Origin of the sequence: Haemophilus parahaemolyticus (assembly GCF_002015035.1) — a bacterium.
GTDB lineage: Bacteria > Pseudomonadota > Gammaproteobacteria > Enterobacterales > Pasteurellaceae > Haemophilus_A > Haemophilus_A parahaemolyticus.
The window spans coordinates 13787-29587 of record NZ_MUXY01000015.1; the positions used below are offsets into that span (position 1 = coordinate 13787).

General features: G+C 37.0%; 12 protein-coding genes and 6 tRNA genes. 7 read left to right on the forward strand and 11 right to left on the reverse strand.

Annotation, left to right across the window (positions count from 1 at the left end):
• Positions 1-87 precede the first annotated feature (87 nt).
• From xseA to B0185_RS08490, 3 genes are all read left to right on the forward strand, one after another.
• Positions 88-1560: an exodeoxyribonuclease VII large subunit gene (gene xseA / locus B0185_RS08480; protein WP_005706641.1), complete on the forward strand. Its 1473-nt coding sequence runs from the start codon at positions 88-90 to the stop codon at positions 1558-1560.
• Between the two features lie 236 nt (positions 1561-1796).
• Positions 1797-1882: transfer RNA gene (locus tag B0185_RS08485), tRNA-Leu, on the forward strand.
• A 224-nt stretch (positions 1883-2106) separates the two neighbouring features.
• Positions 2107-2559 carry an integrase arm-type DNA-binding domain-containing protein gene (locus B0185_RS08490; RefSeq protein WP_005706639.1) on the forward strand — a complete coding sequence of 151 codons (453 nt, stop codon included), beginning with the start codon at positions 2107-2109 and terminating at the stop codon, positions 2557-2559.
• A 535-nt stretch (positions 2560-3094) separates the two neighbouring features.
• Here B0185_RS08490 and B0185_RS08500 read toward each other — a convergent pair.
• The 4 genes from B0185_RS08500 to B0185_RS08515 form a co-directional block, all read right to left on the reverse strand.
• Positions 3095-3170, reverse strand: a tRNA-Val gene (locus B0185_RS08500).
• A gap of 38 nt (positions 3171-3208) precedes the next feature.
• A tRNA-Val gene (locus B0185_RS08505) sits at positions 3209-3284 on the reverse strand.
• A 55-nt stretch (positions 3285-3339) separates the two neighbouring features.
• Positions 3340-3415, reverse strand: a tRNA-Val gene (locus B0185_RS08510).
• Positions 3416-3465: 50 nt separating this feature from the next.
• Positions 3466-3541 (reverse strand) — tRNA-Val (locus B0185_RS08515).
• Positions 3542-3726: 185 nt separating this feature from the next.
• On the opposite strand from B0185_RS08515, the gene gltX reads away from it, so the two are divergent.
• Both gltX and B0185_RS08525 read left to right on the forward strand, forming a co-directional pair.
• Positions 3727-5184, forward strand: coding sequence for a glutamate--tRNA ligase (gene gltX, locus B0185_RS08520; RefSeq protein ID WP_005705190.1), 1458 nt, complete (start codon positions 3727-3729; stop codon positions 5182-5184).
• Positions 5185-5222: 38 nt separating this feature from the next.
• Positions 5223-5298: transfer RNA gene (locus tag B0185_RS08525), tRNA-Ala, on the forward strand.
• Between the two features lie 329 nt (positions 5299-5627).
• On the opposite strand, the gene B0185_RS08530 is transcribed toward B0185_RS08525, so the two are convergent.
• Positions 5628-5858 (reverse strand): helix-turn-helix domain-containing protein, encoded by a 231-nt coding sequence (locus tag B0185_RS08530; protein ID WP_005705198.1) that lies wholly within the window; start codon positions 5856-5858, stop codon positions 5628-5630.
• Positions 5859-6158: 300 nt separating this feature from the next.
• On the opposite strand from B0185_RS08530, the gene B0185_RS08535 reads away from it, so the two are divergent.
• Positions 6159-6665 (forward strand): hypothetical protein, encoded by a 507-nt coding sequence (locus B0185_RS08535; protein ID WP_232610037.1) that lies wholly within the window; start codon positions 6159-6161, stop codon positions 6663-6665.
• A gap of 40 nt (positions 6666-6705) precedes the next feature.
• Here the strand turns inward: B0185_RS08535 and B0185_RS08540 are convergent, their stop codons facing one another.
• The 6 genes from B0185_RS08540 to B0185_RS08565 form a co-directional block, all read right to left on the reverse strand.
• Positions 6706-7311 (reverse strand): hypothetical protein, encoded by a 606-nt coding sequence (locus tag B0185_RS08540; protein ID WP_005705193.1) that lies wholly within the window; start codon positions 7309-7311, stop codon positions 6706-6708.
• A gap of 54 nt (positions 7312-7365) precedes the next feature.
• Positions 7366-8004 (reverse strand): hypothetical protein, encoded by a 639-nt coding sequence (locus tag B0185_RS08545; protein WP_005705199.1) that lies wholly within the window; start codon positions 8002-8004, stop codon positions 7366-7368.
• Between the two features lie 295 nt (positions 8005-8299).
• The gene (locus B0185_RS08550; RefSeq protein ID WP_005705195.1) at positions 8300-9319 is read right to left on the reverse strand and encodes a hypothetical protein; all 1020 of its coding nucleotides are present in this window, start codon (positions 9317-9319) and stop codon (positions 8300-8302) included.
• A 23-nt stretch (positions 9320-9342) separates the two neighbouring features.
• On the reverse strand, positions 9343-9864 hold the full coding sequence (locus B0185_RS08555; protein WP_005705197.1) for a hypothetical protein: 522 nt from the start codon (positions 9862-9864) through the stop codon (positions 9343-9345).
• Positions 9821-10423, reverse strand: coding sequence for a hypothetical protein (locus tag B0185_RS08560; RefSeq protein WP_005705196.1), 603 nt, complete (start codon positions 10421-10423; stop codon positions 9821-9823). Before B0185_RS08560 ends, B0185_RS08555 begins: the two co-directional genes overlap by 44 nt.
• Before the next feature lie 9 nt (positions 10424-10432).
• The gene (locus B0185_RS08565) at positions 10433-11491 is read right to left on the reverse strand and encodes a hypothetical protein (RefSeq protein ID WP_005705191.1); all 1059 of its coding nucleotides are present in this window, start codon (positions 11489-11491) and stop codon (positions 10433-10435) included.
• 160 nt (positions 11492-11651) lie between these two features.
• Between B0185_RS08565 and B0185_RS10370 the strand changes: the two genes are divergently transcribed.
• Positions 11652-15656: a YadA-like family protein gene (locus B0185_RS10370; protein WP_005705192.1), complete on the forward strand. Its 4005-nt coding sequence runs from the start codon at positions 11652-11654 to the stop codon at positions 15654-15656.
• Positions 15657-15801 lie beyond the last annotated feature (145 nt).

The window sequence follows — 15801 nt, forward strand, 5'->3', positions numbered from 1 at the left end:
AGTAGCATTCAAAAATAACCGCTTGCAACCGTCTTTCTTTCTGCTTTAAACTGTTCTCAGATTATTTAATTATCCGCAGCAACACTTATGCAAAATTCAACTTCCAATATTTTTACCGTGACTCAGCTTAACTATTCTGTCCGTCATTTGCTCGAAGTGGAGCTTGGGCAAGTTTGGCTAACAGGCGAAATTTCGAATTTCAGTCAGCCTGTTTCGGGTCATTGGTATCTCACGTTGAAAGATGAGAATGCCCAAGTACGTTGTGCAATGTTTAAGATGAAGAATCTGCGTGTGAATTTTCGCCCACAAAATGGAATGCAAGTGTTGGTACGAGCGAGTGTTAGTCTTTACGAGCCTCGTGGTGATTACCAACTGATTATTGAAAGTATGCAAATGGCGGGCGACGGTTTACTTCAACAGCAGTTTGAAGAGCTCAAAATGAAGTTGGCTGCGCAAGGGTTCTTTGCACAAGAACATAAAAAGCCCATACCTAAATTTGCGAAACAGGTAGGGATAATTACCTCGCCAAGTGGTGCGGCTTTGCAAGATATTTTGCATATTCTAAACCGTCGCGATCCATCGCTTCAAATCGTGATTTATCCAACTCTAGTGCAGGGTAAAGAGGCAACGCAAGATATTATTGATACAATCAAACTGGCTAACCAGCGTAAAGAGTGTGATGTATTGATTGTAGGGCGTGGCGGCGGTTCACTTGAAGATCTTTGGTGCTTCAATGAAGAAGCGGTGGCTTATGCGATTTATCAATCTGAGTTGCCAATTATTAGTGCGGTTGGGCACGAAACTGATGTCACTATTGCCGATTTTGTGGCAGATTTACGAGCTCCAACACCTTCTGCTGCTGCAGAGTTAGTTAGTCGTGATCAACAAGAAATTATGCGACTGCTACAACATCATTTAAATATGGTGAATTTGGCATTTGATCGTCTTTGGACAGGAAAGCTCTCTCGTTTTCACCATCTTAGCCTTCGCTTAAATGCCCAAAGCCCAGCAAAACAGCTTGAATTGCTTCATTTCAAATTAACCCAAATTTTTGACCGCTTGCAAGGAAGATTAGTACAATCTGTGAAGTTAAAAGAGCAGAGAATGGCTCAGTTCTTTTTACGGGTGCAAGCAAAGCACCCAAGCCGCCAATTGGAAATGCAAAAACTGAATTTAAAACAGCAAGAAACGCAGCTTTATAAACAAATAGAGCAGCTGTTTCATATAAAAATACAGCAATTTTCTTTAGTAAAACAGCGTTTAAATAATAGTGCTTTACCGCATAAGATTAGCCGTCAAAACCAGCATTTACAGCAATTCTCTCAACGATTAACCTATGCAATCGAAAAACAATTAACTAAACAACAGCAAGGTTTTCACTCATTATGTACAAAGTTAGATGGATTAAGCCCGCTTAAAATTTTAGGGCGAGGTTATTCGATTACACAAAATGATCAACAACACGTGATTACAAATACCAAACAGATTGCTAAGGGCGATCGAATTACCACACAACTTGCAGATGGGCAAATTCTCAGTGAAGTAATCGTTGTCAAATAGGATTGTTTCTTTTTTATTCTTCACTCAGTTTGAATAAAATATTCTTTTAAAATCATATAGATAGAGAAATATTCATAGAGTTACTCACGAGGTTATCCACAGATCGTGTGAATAACTTTGTGAGAAAGCTGATGAAATTTAGAACGAACAAATCATAAAGTAAAGAAACCGCTTGCCTCCACTGCGAAGAATTTATATAATAAAAATCATTACATATATTGTAATACTTTTAATTAGCCAGTGTGACGAAATTGGTAGACGTAGCGGATTCAAAATCCGCCGCTGAATAAGCGTGTCGGTTCGAGTCCGACCACTGGCACCACAAAACTATTTTTAACCGTTCGCCAGCGTTTAAAATTCTCAAAAAATTCCGAAAAATCCCTTTAATATCAACGTTTTACTGTTTATATCTGTTTATAACTGTTTTTTTCTGTTCTTCTGTATTCACGATTTTTAAGCAACAATATAACCAACTTTTTAAAAGGCTTATTTTTACTTGTTGCTTAAAAGTTTATTTTTTAATCAAAAAAACAGGAAAAAAAGACTATGGCAAAGTTAGCTAAACCCTTGAGCGACAAGGCTTTGAAGGCATTAAAGGCGACTGGTAAAAATGTAACTCTCTATGATGGGCAAGGTTTGCAAATTGTTGCGACAATTTACGGCAAAAAAACGTGGCGTTTTGTTTATACATTTGATGGAAAAAAGAAAACTATCACGCTTGGCAATTATCCCGATATTTCTTTAGCTTTAGCCCGTGAATTAGCGAGCCAGAAAAGGGCATTACTAGCACAAGGAATAGACCCACAAGAACACGCCAAAGAGCAACGCAGAGAACGAGAACGCAATATTACTGTAAAAGAGCTTGCGATTTTATGGCACACAAAAAGAACCGCTAGAAAAGCGATTAAAGAAGAGACCGCCCGCAAGGAATTTAGACGGCTTGAGTTACATTTATTTCCGTATTTTTGGAGAATGGCACATCTCAGAAATGACTTGTAAGAAAGTGGCACAAGTATTTTTAGATTGTCCCCAATCGAACACGCTTTACAAGGTCAATAATTCATTGGTTCAGATGTTTGATTTTGCTGAAGTAGAAGAAATCGTAGTTAAAAACCCGTTAAAGCGTTTACATAGTTTTTTTGATTATGATGATTCAAAACAGCAACCAACCATTACACCGCAAGAGCTGCCCAAATTGAATTGTTATTCCAGCTGAAAGAATGAAAGCAAAACGGAATCACGATGTACCATTAAGCAAGCAGGCTTTACAAATTTTAGAGGAAATGAAGTGATTTAAGCATTCTATTTTATGAGCGATCGTCGTTAATCATTCTCGAAAGTGATGTTGGGTTCGCAATGAATGATTTATTTTAAGGAAATTTTAGATAAGTTTGAGGAGATTTATCAATATACCTTTGATATGATTTTTATTCTTCTTTCAAAAGAGGGTTTAAAGCTTTATAGGAATCCTAAAAATACGATATGTATATAAAATATTTGTTTAGTAATTGAATAGAAATAAACTAGAAATAAGTGGTGGGCGATACCGGTCTCGAACCAGTGACCCCCTCCTTGTAAGGGAGGTGCTCTCCCAACTGAGCTAATCGCCCGAAACTGAAGTTTCGACTAGTTTAAACACTAAAATAAGTGGTGGGCGATACCGGTCTCGAACCAGTGACCCCCTCCTTGTAAGGGAGGTGCTCTCCCAACTGAGCTAATCGCCCACTTAAGATAAGCATTTAAACTAATGGGAATTTGAAAATGAACACACCTTGAAAGTGGTGGGCGATACCGGTCTCGAACCAGTGACCCCCTCCTTGTAAGGGAGGTGCTCTCCCAACTGAGCTAATCGCCCATTTTCAAATATATTAGATTGCAACAACGAACTTCAAATTGAAGTTGAAGTGGTGGGCGATACCGGTCTCGAACCAGTGACCCCCTCCTTGTAAGGGAGGTGCTCTCCCAACTGAGCTAATCGCCCGTTGTTGTGTTGTGCATTATAGGGATTTTTCATCGCCCGTCAAACGGATTTTCTCTTTTTATGATTTATTTGCCGATTTTTTATGCCAAATTGGCATTTTTAAGATTATTTGCCTTTAACCCATCTCTTAACAATAGTAAAATAGATAAATCTTTTCCTAAATTTACCATAAACAGGCAATTAGAATGAACATTGAAACCCTTTTCCCTTTAGATCCAAACGTAAAAGTTCGCACCCGTTTTGCTCCTAGTCCAACTGGTTATTTACACGTTGGTGGTGCACGTACGGCACTTTATTCTTGGTTATATGCCAAACATTTCAACGGCGAATTTGTATTACGCATTGAAGATACCGATTTAGAACGCTCAACTCCTGAAACCACTCAAGCTATCATTGAAAGCATGGAATGGCTCAATCTTACTTGGGAACACGGTCCTTACTTCCAAACCAAACGGTTCGACCGCTATAACCAAGTGATTGACCAAATGATCGAACAAGGTTTAGCATACCGCTGCTACTGCACCAAAGAACGTTTAGAAGAACTTCGCCACTCGCAAGAACAAAACAAAGAAAAACCACGTTATGACCGTCATTGTTTGCATGATCATAGCCATTCCGTTGATGAGCCACACGTTGTGCGCTTCAAAAATCCGACCGAAGGCTCAGTGGTATTTGATGATGCTGTACGTGGTCGCATTGAAATTAGCAATAGCGAATTAGATGATTTAATTATTCGCCGAACCGATGGTTCACCAACTTATAACTTCTGTGTGGTGGTGGACGACTGGGATATGGGTATCACCCACGTTGTGCGTGGTGAAGACCACATCAACAACACCCCTCGCCAAATCAATATCTTAAAGGCATTAGGTGCGCCCATCCCGACCTATGCACACGTTTCAATGATTAACGGTGACGATGGTCAAAAACTCTCAAAACGCCACGGTGCAGTAAGCGTAATGCAATACCGTGATGACGGCTACTTACCAGAAGCCCTAATTAACTACCTCGTGCGTTTAGGCTGGGGACATGGCGACCAAGAGATCTTCACCCGTGAAGAGATGATTGAATTATTTGACATTCACTCAGTCAGCAAATCGGCAAGTGCATTCAACACCGAAAAATTACAATGGTTAAACCAACACTATATGCGTAGCTTACCTGCGGAATACGTTGCAAAATACCTTGAATGGCATATGGCAGATCAAGGCATCAACGCGGCAAATGGTCCTGAGTTAACGGAAATTATTCCTGTATTAAGTGAACGTGCAAAAACCTTAAAAGAATTAGCTGCTGCAAGTCGTTATTTCTATGAAGAGTTTGAAGCTTACGATGAAAAAGCTGTCGCAAAAAACTTCAAGCCAGAAGCCACTGCACCACTTGCAAAACTATTGGAAAAATTAACCGCTTTAATAGACTGGACAGTAGAAGCCATTCACGATGCAATGAACCAAACCGCCGCTGAATTAGAAATCGGTATGGGCAAGGTGGGGATGCCATTCCGTTTAGCGGTAACAGGTTCAGGTCAATCACCTTCAATGGACATTACCGCAAAATTAGTTGGCCGTGAACGTACGCTTATGCGTGTACAAAAAGCGATCGACTACATTAAAAACAAGCATAATTTGAAGAATTATGCTTGACAGAATTTATGGTGGAATTTATTATTTCTGAAAATTACGGGGATATAGCTCAGTTGGGAGAGCGCTTGAATGGCATTCAAGAGGTCGTCGGTTCGATCCCGATTATCTCCACCAAATTCGATACCTAAGCGGGTCAAAGAGAACCCCAAAGCCTTGAGCCACAACGGTTTGAGGCTTTTTTATTAGCCTAATCAAACCTGTCAAAGCCTAGGTTTTAGCGGTACGTTTAGTAAGAGCATCTCCAATAGAAGAAAAGGCGTACAAAATTTGGTTAGATTATTCCGTTGGGAAACAAACACAGCAATAATTATCTATTAAATATGATTATTCTCCACGAACTATTCGGCAATATTAAGAAAAAGATGCTAAAAGCATATTAAACCCGCTTAAAAACAAATCTTTAAAAAACAAAAGCCAATCTTCTGATAGATTGGCTTTATGGCTTATAATGAGTTATCAAATAGCTTATCTAACGAAATATCTAAGGCTTTCGCTATCTGAACTAGATTGATAACCGTGATATTACGCTCAGCACGTTCTACCATACCTATATAAGTACGGTGTAAACCTGCCAATTCAGCCAACTCTTCTTGCGAAAGCTCTTTTCGCACTCTTGCTAATTTGATCGACAAACCGAGCTGTTTTAATAACATTTTGCGTTCTTCTGTATTCATATTGATGACTTTATAAAAGACGTCAATAATAAACTACATACTCTGCGTAGCATTTAAGAGTTTCGCTAGCATTTAAGCAAGATATAATTTCATCTTTTTGGATTATTTATCATTTTGCTACTTATAGTATTCTATTATGGCTTTAAAAATTTTTGTAATGTCAATATATTGACACTCTATAATTTTCTGAGTACATTAAATAAACGGAAATTAAGTCCTCTTCTAGTTATTTTTTGTTGATAAAAGTCTCTAGAAGAGGATTTTTTATTGCTTGCTTCTAGCCAAAATAAATAGGAGAAAATGATGGCATTCGAATGGGATTATTATGAAAAGTGGGCTGAAATACGTAATAAATTAGAATCTTTAGGCATAAAAGAAAAATATAAAATCTATATTTTAGAAAGCCTTGAAGAGTATCGAATTAAAGATATGTATGATATGTTAAATAATCGTGATGTGCTTGCTTCAGCAAATGGGCTTATGGTTTTTTCATATGAAAACTATGTTCATTTTATCAGAAACAGTGAAGATCCTTTCTTAGCTTCTTTTTATATTAAGTTTCCTATTAATCACCCTGTTGAAGGAAAAAGAACGTCTAACGTTATTTTTAGAGTTATTCATCTTATTTGTAATTTTTATGAAAAACGTTATTTGAAAGCCAATAAATCGGACACTTTTAGTAAAGAACTGGAAAGATATGGCTGCGAGATTAAGGTAAATTGCTTGGCGGGAGAGGTTATTGAGGTTTTGACTGTTTTGCAGAAGATTGTGAAGGGGCTTTATTATTATGAGAAAGAGAATTTATAGTGGGCGTTTTGCCCACTTAATTAAAATACAGATTAATTTGCTATAACTTGAAAGTAGATGATGTCTGAACTTTAATGACTTGTTCATATCCAAAACAAGGATACTTAGATATTCGATTATAAAAGTTTGTTGTCGTTTGATAATGATCCGTTGTGTAATATTCATTAAAATTATCAGAACCAACATAACGCCCATTTGCTGAAAATTGATCATAATAACCTGTATGAATAGTATTTATTTTCTTGTAATCTGAGAGTTTACTGGTAGTAAAACAATATTCACAATGATATAACTTTTGCAATCGATACATTTGATATTTTATTACAGAAACCAATATAATTATTCCAATAAGTATGCCTTCAAACATCTGATCTCTAGGTATATAAAATGGAATAAAAAAGAGAAAGGAAATCCCCGCTAGACTTAATAAATGATATGAAAGTTGATTTCTTTTATCTTGCTCTTTCAATATATCTCTAATGTGATTAGCTTCATCTTTTGAATTAGCTTGTAATAATGCTTGAATTAGAGGTTTCCTATTTGTCTTTACATCTATATCAATGTTTTGGTTGTTAAAACTAGTATTAAATAAAGAATTTACTGTTTTAGCGACATTAGGTGGCAAATTGATTTTTTGATAAATCATAGGTAATACCGATGCAAGTCACTTCATCAGTATTAACCTAATCATAGCAATCCTTTATTGATTAAAAAATTCATTACCATATTCATTTATGGTTTTTCCAAGTTCAAATTCACCACAAGTCGGTAACTTTCTAAATATAAACAGATTAGAGGAGGAACCCGCAGAACCACTCCCCATATCTTCAACAATATAGAGATTTTTGCCATTTTTCATTGTTAATTTATATAATGGTGTTACTCTTCGATAACTATTACAATGTTTTTTCAACTGATTTATGGTTACATCATTTGGGCTAACATTAAATATTTTATAAAAATTCGATTTAGTTAGACTCAATACATGGCTAAACGATAATTTAATCCATTGAACTTTATTTTTCTTAATTTCATTAAAATACCAGACTTTGTTATTAAAGTTATAACTATCATCAGGTTGATACCATGTAAATGTCTTTTTATTTACGAAAAGAGGCAAAAAAGAAAATACACGTTCATTTACGCCATTTTCATAGATAGTTGTAAGATTTTTCTCTGCAATTGGAAGCACAACATTTATATCTGCCGTTTCACTAAATTTTTCATAAAATTCATAATCTGGCATTGTATGAGGACAAAAGCTATTAGCTAATGAAGTTAATTCTGCACATGAAGCTAATAAAAAGAAAATTGGAGTTAATAAAATAAATTTTTTCATAAAAATACCTCATTATTCTTTTATATATCTAACCGACTCTGTTTTAAAGCTGTCTCCAAATTCATCTTCATAATCATAGATAAGGCAATTTCCATTTTTACACGCTAAGCTATATTTTAATGTTGCTTTGCTACTTTTATCGTGTTTAATTTTTAGGAATGTAGAATGTACTTTATCGTCAACTAATTTTAGCTTAGTTGGGTCAAAATCTTGTTCTGATCCATAAATACTTCTTGTGAAATACAAATCATCAGGAGCAAAAACATGACTATTGTGTCATTAATCTCATTAAAAATTAACGAATAACGATTTTCCCGTTTTCTTTGAAATATTTATATTCATCTTGTGAGAAAATGAATAATAAATCAAGTTTAACCGTCCCTGTATAATATCTTATGTGATTATTCTTAGCGGAAGGATATAAACTTCGTTTAAACAGCTCTAAATAATTTTGTTGATTATCTTCGATAATGAAATTTTTATCGCCAAGTTCTCCGCTTGTACTATAGGAAAGTTTTCTAATTTCTTTACCATTACTATCTAATAAAGAAAGTGTAATAGGGTTTTCAATATTCTGAATAGCTTCTAATTTTTGAGAGAGAATATTTAGTTTCTTTTTATTGATATTGATTGGAGATAAGTCTACTTCTTTTTCAATGGAGGATAATCGGTAGCTACTTACTTGAACAGGTTCACCTTTTCCTTGCAATTCTTTTAAAATAGCTTGAATAGCTTTGTTGTAATTTCTGTTAATGCTAAATTTTACAGGGTATTTAAAAAGTAGATTTCCATCTTCTGTTATTTTAATGAAATCTAACTCTTCTGGCTCAACCGTTAAATTTGTTTTCCCAGATAAAATAGGTGTAATTAAAACTTCTTCAATAACATCACCTAGCACTTCTAACATTTTTTCGTTATATTGATAAGCGTCAATCTGGTTATCTATTTTTGTGCTAAGTGCTTTGTTCATTGTAGAGGTGCTACTTTTAATCGTCTTTAGTACACCAACCACTTCTTGCTTATCTAAATCCACTTCTACATTAACTGTATATTGATTTTCTTCTTTTTTCTGAGAAAGCACTTTAGAGCGTTTAATATAAGCGTTTGAATAAAGAGTAATACGTTGTTTTAAGTCATTGTTTTTTAGTAGTTCTTCACTTTCAACATATTCGCCCACACTAAATTTAATAGCGTTAGCAACCGCATTATGTCGAGCCTCTTCAAAGGTTTCCCCTTTTCCTGTTGCCTCAAAAGGTTTTGCCACTAAGCCTATTGGAAGAGAAAGTGCTAACAGATAGAATAATTTTGATTTCATTTTATTAAATACCTAATAATAGATTACAAAATATGCACATCACTAGTCTTGATTTTAAATAAGAAAACACAGTTATCTTGATTTTCAATCACTTCACTAAGCTGAAAATGCTTAATATTTGCTTGAATTTTATTTACAGAAGGATTTAAATGTTTAAGAAGAAAGGCTTTTGCTTTTAAATAGGCTTTTTTAGCATTACATTGTTTACCTAATTTATTTACAACACTTTCAATCACATAATATTCATTATGATTATCTGATATTGTTTGAACAAGCGGCAGATTTTCCCTATTTTTTTGCGAAATATCTTGTTGCTCAAGTTGTTTCAATACCATTTGATTGTCTATTTTTTCTAACTCTTCTAATTCATTCTTATCAATTTGGAAGGTTTCTAATGCTGGGTTTATCTTGATTTCTTGAGATGAAACTTGAATATCAAAAGGACTTGCCTGTTTTTCAGGCAAGTCTTTTGCAAAGAGAGAAAAAGAACAGCATAAAAAACTAGAAATTATCGTAGTTTTTAATTTTTGTTGTTTCATTTTCATTATTTGATCTTTCCTCTAATGATTTACCATTAGCAGCATCCGCAGCTTTTTGTGTTCGTGGGCTTAAACCGACTTCAACGGTAACGGTTTTATCCGCTTTATTCACATCCGTTTTAGTCACAATAACGCCTTTTAATAAGGCATTGGCTTGTGTTTTTACCATTTCGGCATAGCTTTCCACCGCTTCACGGATCACTTTTTTATCGCCATTCTCATTAGAAGTTTTCGATTTTTCTAAATTATCTAACACTTCTTCTGTCGTTACTTGTTCACTAAAGAATTTAGTAATATTGCCTTTTGCACGCATCGTGGCTTTTTGTGTAGCAATACGAATATCTTTTGCATCACCAATTTCAAGTTCAGCAGAAGCTGTAGAACGCAAACGAACAAATTGCCCATTTTCATCAGTTTCATACACCACACCTGTAATACTATCGGTTGCTTTTTGTGTGGCTTCCGCTTGGCTTAATACTTTCGTTGATTGGGGTTCAGTCGCCAAACTAAATGGAGAGATAGCCACTAGACTTAATGCACTTAATGTAAAAAACATTTTTTTCATAAAAAATCCTTAATTTTTAACAAATGTTAATTTAACTTTTCCACCATCGTTAAGTTCATCTAAAATGTCCTTAGATAAGCTCAAGAAAATTTTTCCCTCTGATTCACCTGTATAAAATGTAATGTTTTTATCACTAACTTCTGGTTTAAATCCTCTCTTTGAAATCATACTATAGATTGTGTACAGGTAATATTCATTCGCTTTATTCGCTTCTATTTGATAACCATTGCCATCGCTAGATGACTGATAAAATTCAAGGGATTGAAGCTCAATACCATCTCGATCTTCTAATAAAACACGAAGCCCAACATTTCCCGCTTTATCTAATTTATTTTTTAAGAGTGCTAGTTTTTCTTCATTTACATTAGCCTTATTAAGGCTTTGTTCTTTTGCAGTAGCAATATCAGTGCTTGTTAACGACACACTTTTTCCATCATCATCTTTTAAAGCCATAAAGATTTTTCGCATATTTTTTGAATATGCTTTATCAATGGTTACTTTAAAAGGCAACTCAAAGATTTTATTACCATTATTGCCTTTTTTACCTTTCACCTCTGTCAAAGTGGTTGAAGTGAGTTCAATTTTGGCAATGGTGTTATCACTTGCTGCCTTAATGATTAAATCATCAATCAACTGTTCAAAACTGACTTCTTTCGGCTCATCGGCTTGTGTAGATTGTTTATCCGTTTTCGCATTCTCTGCTTTTTCGGTTGAGGCGACTTTAAATTCCATACTTGGCTCATTGGCTTTTAGTTTTTCTACGAGTTTATCGCTGTCTAAATCCACTGAAACTGTGGTATGGAATAAACCTTCTTTTTGTTCTTCAGAAATTGTCGAAACATTGCTGACATAAACATTTGAGTAACTTAATACTTTCTGGCTAATCGTTTCATCATTCAGTGTTTCTTTGCTTACTAAAAATTCACCTACCGTTGTATTAACAGCATTATTGATCGCATTTTGCTTGGCAATCTCTGCTGTTTCCCCTGTCCCAGAGCCTTCCACTACAACCGCCTGAGCCAGTGATGAAATACCGAATAAACCTGTTAAAAGCAGTTTATATTTCATTTGAGTTTTCCTCTTTAGTTAATACCAATGAAATCTTTTGGAAATTTTTTCGTTTCTTTTTGATGAATATAGTATTCATATGTTAGCATAAAAGACCGCATTTCAGTCAATACACGCTGAAAAATAAATCGGTATTTTTTCTTATCAAAGGTCAAAAAGTATGAATAAAATCTACAAAGTGGTTAAAAACCAATCAGGCAAGCAAATAGTTGCCTCCGAACTAGCCAAAGGCAAATCTAAAGGCATCGTTTCATCTTTGATGGCTATCGTATTTGCTGGTGCTATTTCTGCATCTGCAATTGCTGCGCCAACTTTGGTTGAAGATGGTCTTATTGCGCCAAATTCAAAGCAAGCCGTGAATGGCGGTCAAATTTCACAATTAGAACAAACGCTTTATACAAGTGTGGTTCAATCAGTGAATACAAAAAAAGTGGCTGAACAAGCGTTAAATTCAGCGAACGCATTAAATACACAAATTAGTGCTATGGGTCAAACTGTAACAGCAAATACAAATACAGCGACCTCTGCTAAAAATACCGCCGAAAGCGCAAAAGCAACAGCGGATAACGCACAATCAACCGCTCGTCAAGCACAAACTACGGCTAATTCAGCAAATCAATTAGCAACCAATGCCAATGCAACTGCACAATCAGCAAGTCGTAATGCAACAACAGCATTAAGCACAGCTAACACAGCAAATCAAAATGCAACTGATGCAAAAGCGGTGGCAGGTCAAGCACAAACGACGGCTAATGCAGCAAGTGCAACTGCACAGAAAGCATCAAGTGATGTGGTTGCGGTAACTCGTAACGTGAACAGTTTAACTAACACTGTAAGTGATAACCAAAAATCGTTAACAGCTGAAATTGGTAAAGTGTCATCTCGTGTTGATGCTATTTCTACACAGGCAAGCCAAGCTAAAACAACGGCTGATAGTGCATTAAACAAAGCAAATACGCTTGAAACATCTATTGGTGAATTACGCACAGCTATCACAGGCGTGGGTAATAACGCCGAAGCGGTTGCTTTAGCAAGTGAAGCAAAACAAACTGCTCAAGCGGCAAATGCAAACGTAAACAGTGCATTATCTCGTGTAGAAACGATTGAAAGCAAAGTAACAGGCTTAACTTCTGATGTTGCAAAAACTAATGGCAATGTAACTGAATTATCTAACCGTGTAACTACTGCTCAATCTACCGCAAATGAAGCCCAAAATGCGGTTGTGTCACTTTCATCAAATCTTGATGGTGTAAAAGGTGATGTAGCAACTTTAGGCGGACGTGTTACAACAGCTGAACAAACAGCAAATCAAGCCTTAACTAAAGCGAATACGATTGATGCAGTAAAAGCGAACGCGGACAAAGCCGCAAATGATGTGACTAACTTAGGTGCAACAGTCTCCAGCTTAAAAAACAGCGTAGATAACTTAAATGCGGTAACATATTCAACCGCAGCAAAAGACACCGTGAATTTAGGTACCAATGTTCGTGTAACAGGTGTAGCCGATGGTGTGATTGGTGCAGATAGTGCCGATGCGGTGAATGGAAAACAGTTGTCTGAAACGAATGCGCGTGTAAGTCAAAGCGAAAAAAATATTGAAGGATTAAATACTTCTGTTTCTGAGTTAAATAAATCAGTAACTCGCGTTAATGATGCAACACAAGCTGCGGTTGATCGTGTAAATGATGTTGAAACCTCATTAAAATCAGCGGTGCAAGATTTAACTAACGGTCAAAAATTAACAGATGGCGAAGTTAATAAACTTGCTACGGCGGTTATTGGCGTTCAAACAAACGTTGAAAAAGTAAAAGAATCTGTTACATCAGTTGAAAATAGTGTTGTTGAAGCACAAAAAACAGCAACACAAGCTCTTGAGTTAGCTCGATTAAATACAGGCTCAAGTGCAGAGGTTAGTCAGAACGCGATTAATGCTGCCAGTGAGGCAAAAGCATTGGCTCAATCAGCCAACTCAAATGCAACTCGTGCATTAAATACAGCGACAAGCGCATTAAGTACAATTAATGATGTTCAATCTGAATTTGTAACAGTTAAAAATACTGCTGATGCTGCAAGCCAACGTAGTGATTTAGCTATGCAAAATGCAAATACAGCTCAAAATACAGCTAATTTAGCGGTTCGTAACTCAAACAACGCAGAAAGCATTGCAAATGCAGCTAAAACCACAGCTGAAACAGCTATTCGTAGCACAACCACCGCAGGTCAAACCGCCGACCGTGCGCAAGCCACAGCAACGCGCGCATCAACTACCGCTTTACAAGCAAGTATTACCGCTGGCAATGCAGAGCAGTTAGCTCAAGAGGCAAAAGAAAAAGCGGAGAAAGCACAAACTGGTTTAGTGACTGCAAATGCGGAAATTGCAAAAGTATCAGCAAATCAAACCGCTTTAACCGAAAAAACGAATGCAAATGAGCAAGCGATTAACGGTTTAACAGGGCGTGTTGCGAACGTTGAAACAGCTGTACAAGCCGTACAAGGAAAAGCGGATAACGCTGTTACGCAATCAACCGAAGCAAAAGCAACCGCAGAGCAAGCGAATAACAATGCCTCACAAGCAAAAGCAGATGCACAAACCGCATTAAATACAGCAAATACGGCAAACGTGAATGCGAATAGCGCATTGACTCAAGCACAAAGTGCGGTTAAAACAGTGCAAGATAATACTGCACTTGCAAACCAAGCGATTACCAAAGCAGAAAGTGCAGAGCGTACCGCAACTAATGTACAAACAGTTGCAAGTGAGGCAAAAACCAATGCCGATACTGCTATTGAGCGAGCAACCCTTGCTAACATGCAATCAGCTCAAGCATTAAATCAAGCTAATACCGCAGTTGATACCGCAACAAAAGCGGAAACCGCAGCTAACCAAGCAACATTGGTAAGCCAACAAGCGGTAGAAAAAAGCGATCAATCTGCAAATACAGCACAACAGGCTTTAACTGTTGCACAAAATGCTGATGCTCAAGCGACAGCAGCAAATGTCAACGCAACTAAAGCAACAGAAAGTGCAACGCAGGCTTTAACGCAAGCAGCAACGGCTAACCAGTTAGCAACCACCGCAGACGGCAATGCAAAACAAGCGCAAGCACAAGCAACAAGTGCAAGCAATCTTGCAACAACAGCAAAAGCCAATGCAGATAAAGCAATGGGAGATGCAACCAAAGCAATAGCTGATGCACATCAAGCGGTGACAACAGCGAATACTGCGAACGATAAAGCTGACAACGCCGTATCAGCCTCACAACAAGCGGTGCAAAAAGTGGATTTAGTGGAAGTTCAAGTGAAAAAACACGACACGCAAATCAATGCCGTGCAAACTTCTTTAGCAGAAACGGCTAAAAAAGCAGAGCAAGCGGAATTGATTGGTGTTCAAGCGCGCAACGCAAGCGAAAACGCGGCATCTCAAGCCGAATCTGCTTCAAACCGCGTAACAACCCTTGAGCAACGTGCGGTGCAATACAATGCGGATAAATCTGCGGTATCGGTAAACAATGCAACCTTAAACGATCTCGCAGACGGTGAAGTCAGTGCAACCTCTACTCAAGCGGTGACAGGTAAACAACTTCATGCAACCGAGCAAAAAGTGGAAAGAGTGGTGAAAGAGCAATTAGTACCAGTGCAAAAACAAGTGGCTGATACGAAAGCAGAAGTGGCAAGTAATAAAGCTGAAATCACCACCAATAAAGCTAATATTGCGAAAAACACGCAACGTATGGGGCAGGTTGTTGAAGTGGTGAATGCTCAAACTACACGTATTAACGAAAACACGCGTATTGTTCAAGCTCAAGCAGAACGCATTACTCGTAATACTCAAGCAATTAATGAGAACCGTCAAGCGATTAATGAGAATCGTCAAGCGATTACACAAAATAGCCGTCGTATCGACAACCTTGAGCAACAAAGCCATAAAGACCGTCGTCAAGTACGAGCAGGTGTGGCAGGTGCAATGGCGATGACTCAAATTACGCCAGTTCAAGGTAAAACCTTTACTATTGGTGCAGGTGTAGGTACATATCGCGGTGAAACAGCGGTTGCGGTGGGTGTGAAATACGCGCCTAAACCAAATGTTGTGATTAGTCTTTCAGGCTCTGCGGATTCTCGTGGAGGCTTTGGGGCAGCAACTGGGGTAAGTTTAGGGCTTAATTAGCCCGAAATTATCCTGATTTTTTACTATCAAAAGCATCTTTTAGCATTGCTGGAAGATGCTTTTTTAGTTTTAGATTTTTTGTTTATTAAGCAATTAAACAAACTATTATAAAAATCTTCCCTCAATAAATGATCTGCACCCCAAA

Bases quoted from the DNA above. Each gene is read 5' to 3' on its own strand.
- B0185_RS08565 (WP_005705191.1), bottom strand. From the start codon at position 11,491: ATGAAATATAAACTGCTTTTAACAGGTTTATTCGGTATTTCATCACTG.
- B0185_RS08490 (WP_005706639.1), top strand. From the start codon at position 2,107: ATGGCAAAGTTAGCTAAACCCTTGAGCGACAAGGCTTTGAAGGCATTA.
- B0185_RS08560 (WP_005705196.1), bottom strand. From the start codon at position 10,423: ATGAAAAAAATGTTTTTTACATTAAGTGCATTAAGTCTAGTGGCTATC.
- B0185_RS08545 (WP_005705199.1), bottom strand. From the start codon at position 8,004: ATGAAAAAATTTATTTTATTAACTCCAATTTTCTTTTTATTAGCTTCA.
- B0185_RS08530 (WP_005705198.1), bottom strand. From the start codon at position 5,858: ATGAATACAGAAGAACGCAAAATGTTATTAAAACAGCTCGGTTTGTCG.
- B0185_RS08535 (WP_232610037.1), top strand. From the start codon at position 6,159: ATGATGGCATTCGAATGGGATTATTATGAAAAGTGGGCTGAAATACGT.
- B0185_RS10370 (WP_005705192.1), top strand. From the start codon at position 11,652: ATGAATAAAATCTACAAAGTGGTTAAAAACCAATCAGGCAAGCAAATA.
- xseA (WP_005706641.1), top strand. From the start codon at position 88: ATGCAAAATTCAACTTCCAATATTTTTACCGTGACTCAGCTTAACTAT.
- B0185_RS08540 (WP_005705193.1), bottom strand. From the start codon at position 7,311: ATGATTTATCAAAAAATCAATTTGCCACCTAATGTCGCTAAAACAGTA.
- B0185_RS08555 (WP_005705197.1), bottom strand. From the start codon at position 9,864: ATGAAAATGAAACAACAAAAATTAAAAACTACGATAATTTCTAGTTTT.
- B0185_RS08550 (WP_005705195.1), bottom strand. From the start codon at position 9,319: ATGAAATCAAAATTATTCTATCTGTTAGCACTTTCTCTTCCAATAGGC.
- gltX (WP_005705190.1), top strand. From the start codon at position 3,727: ATGAACATTGAAACCCTTTTCCCTTTAGATCCAAACGTAAAAGTTCGC.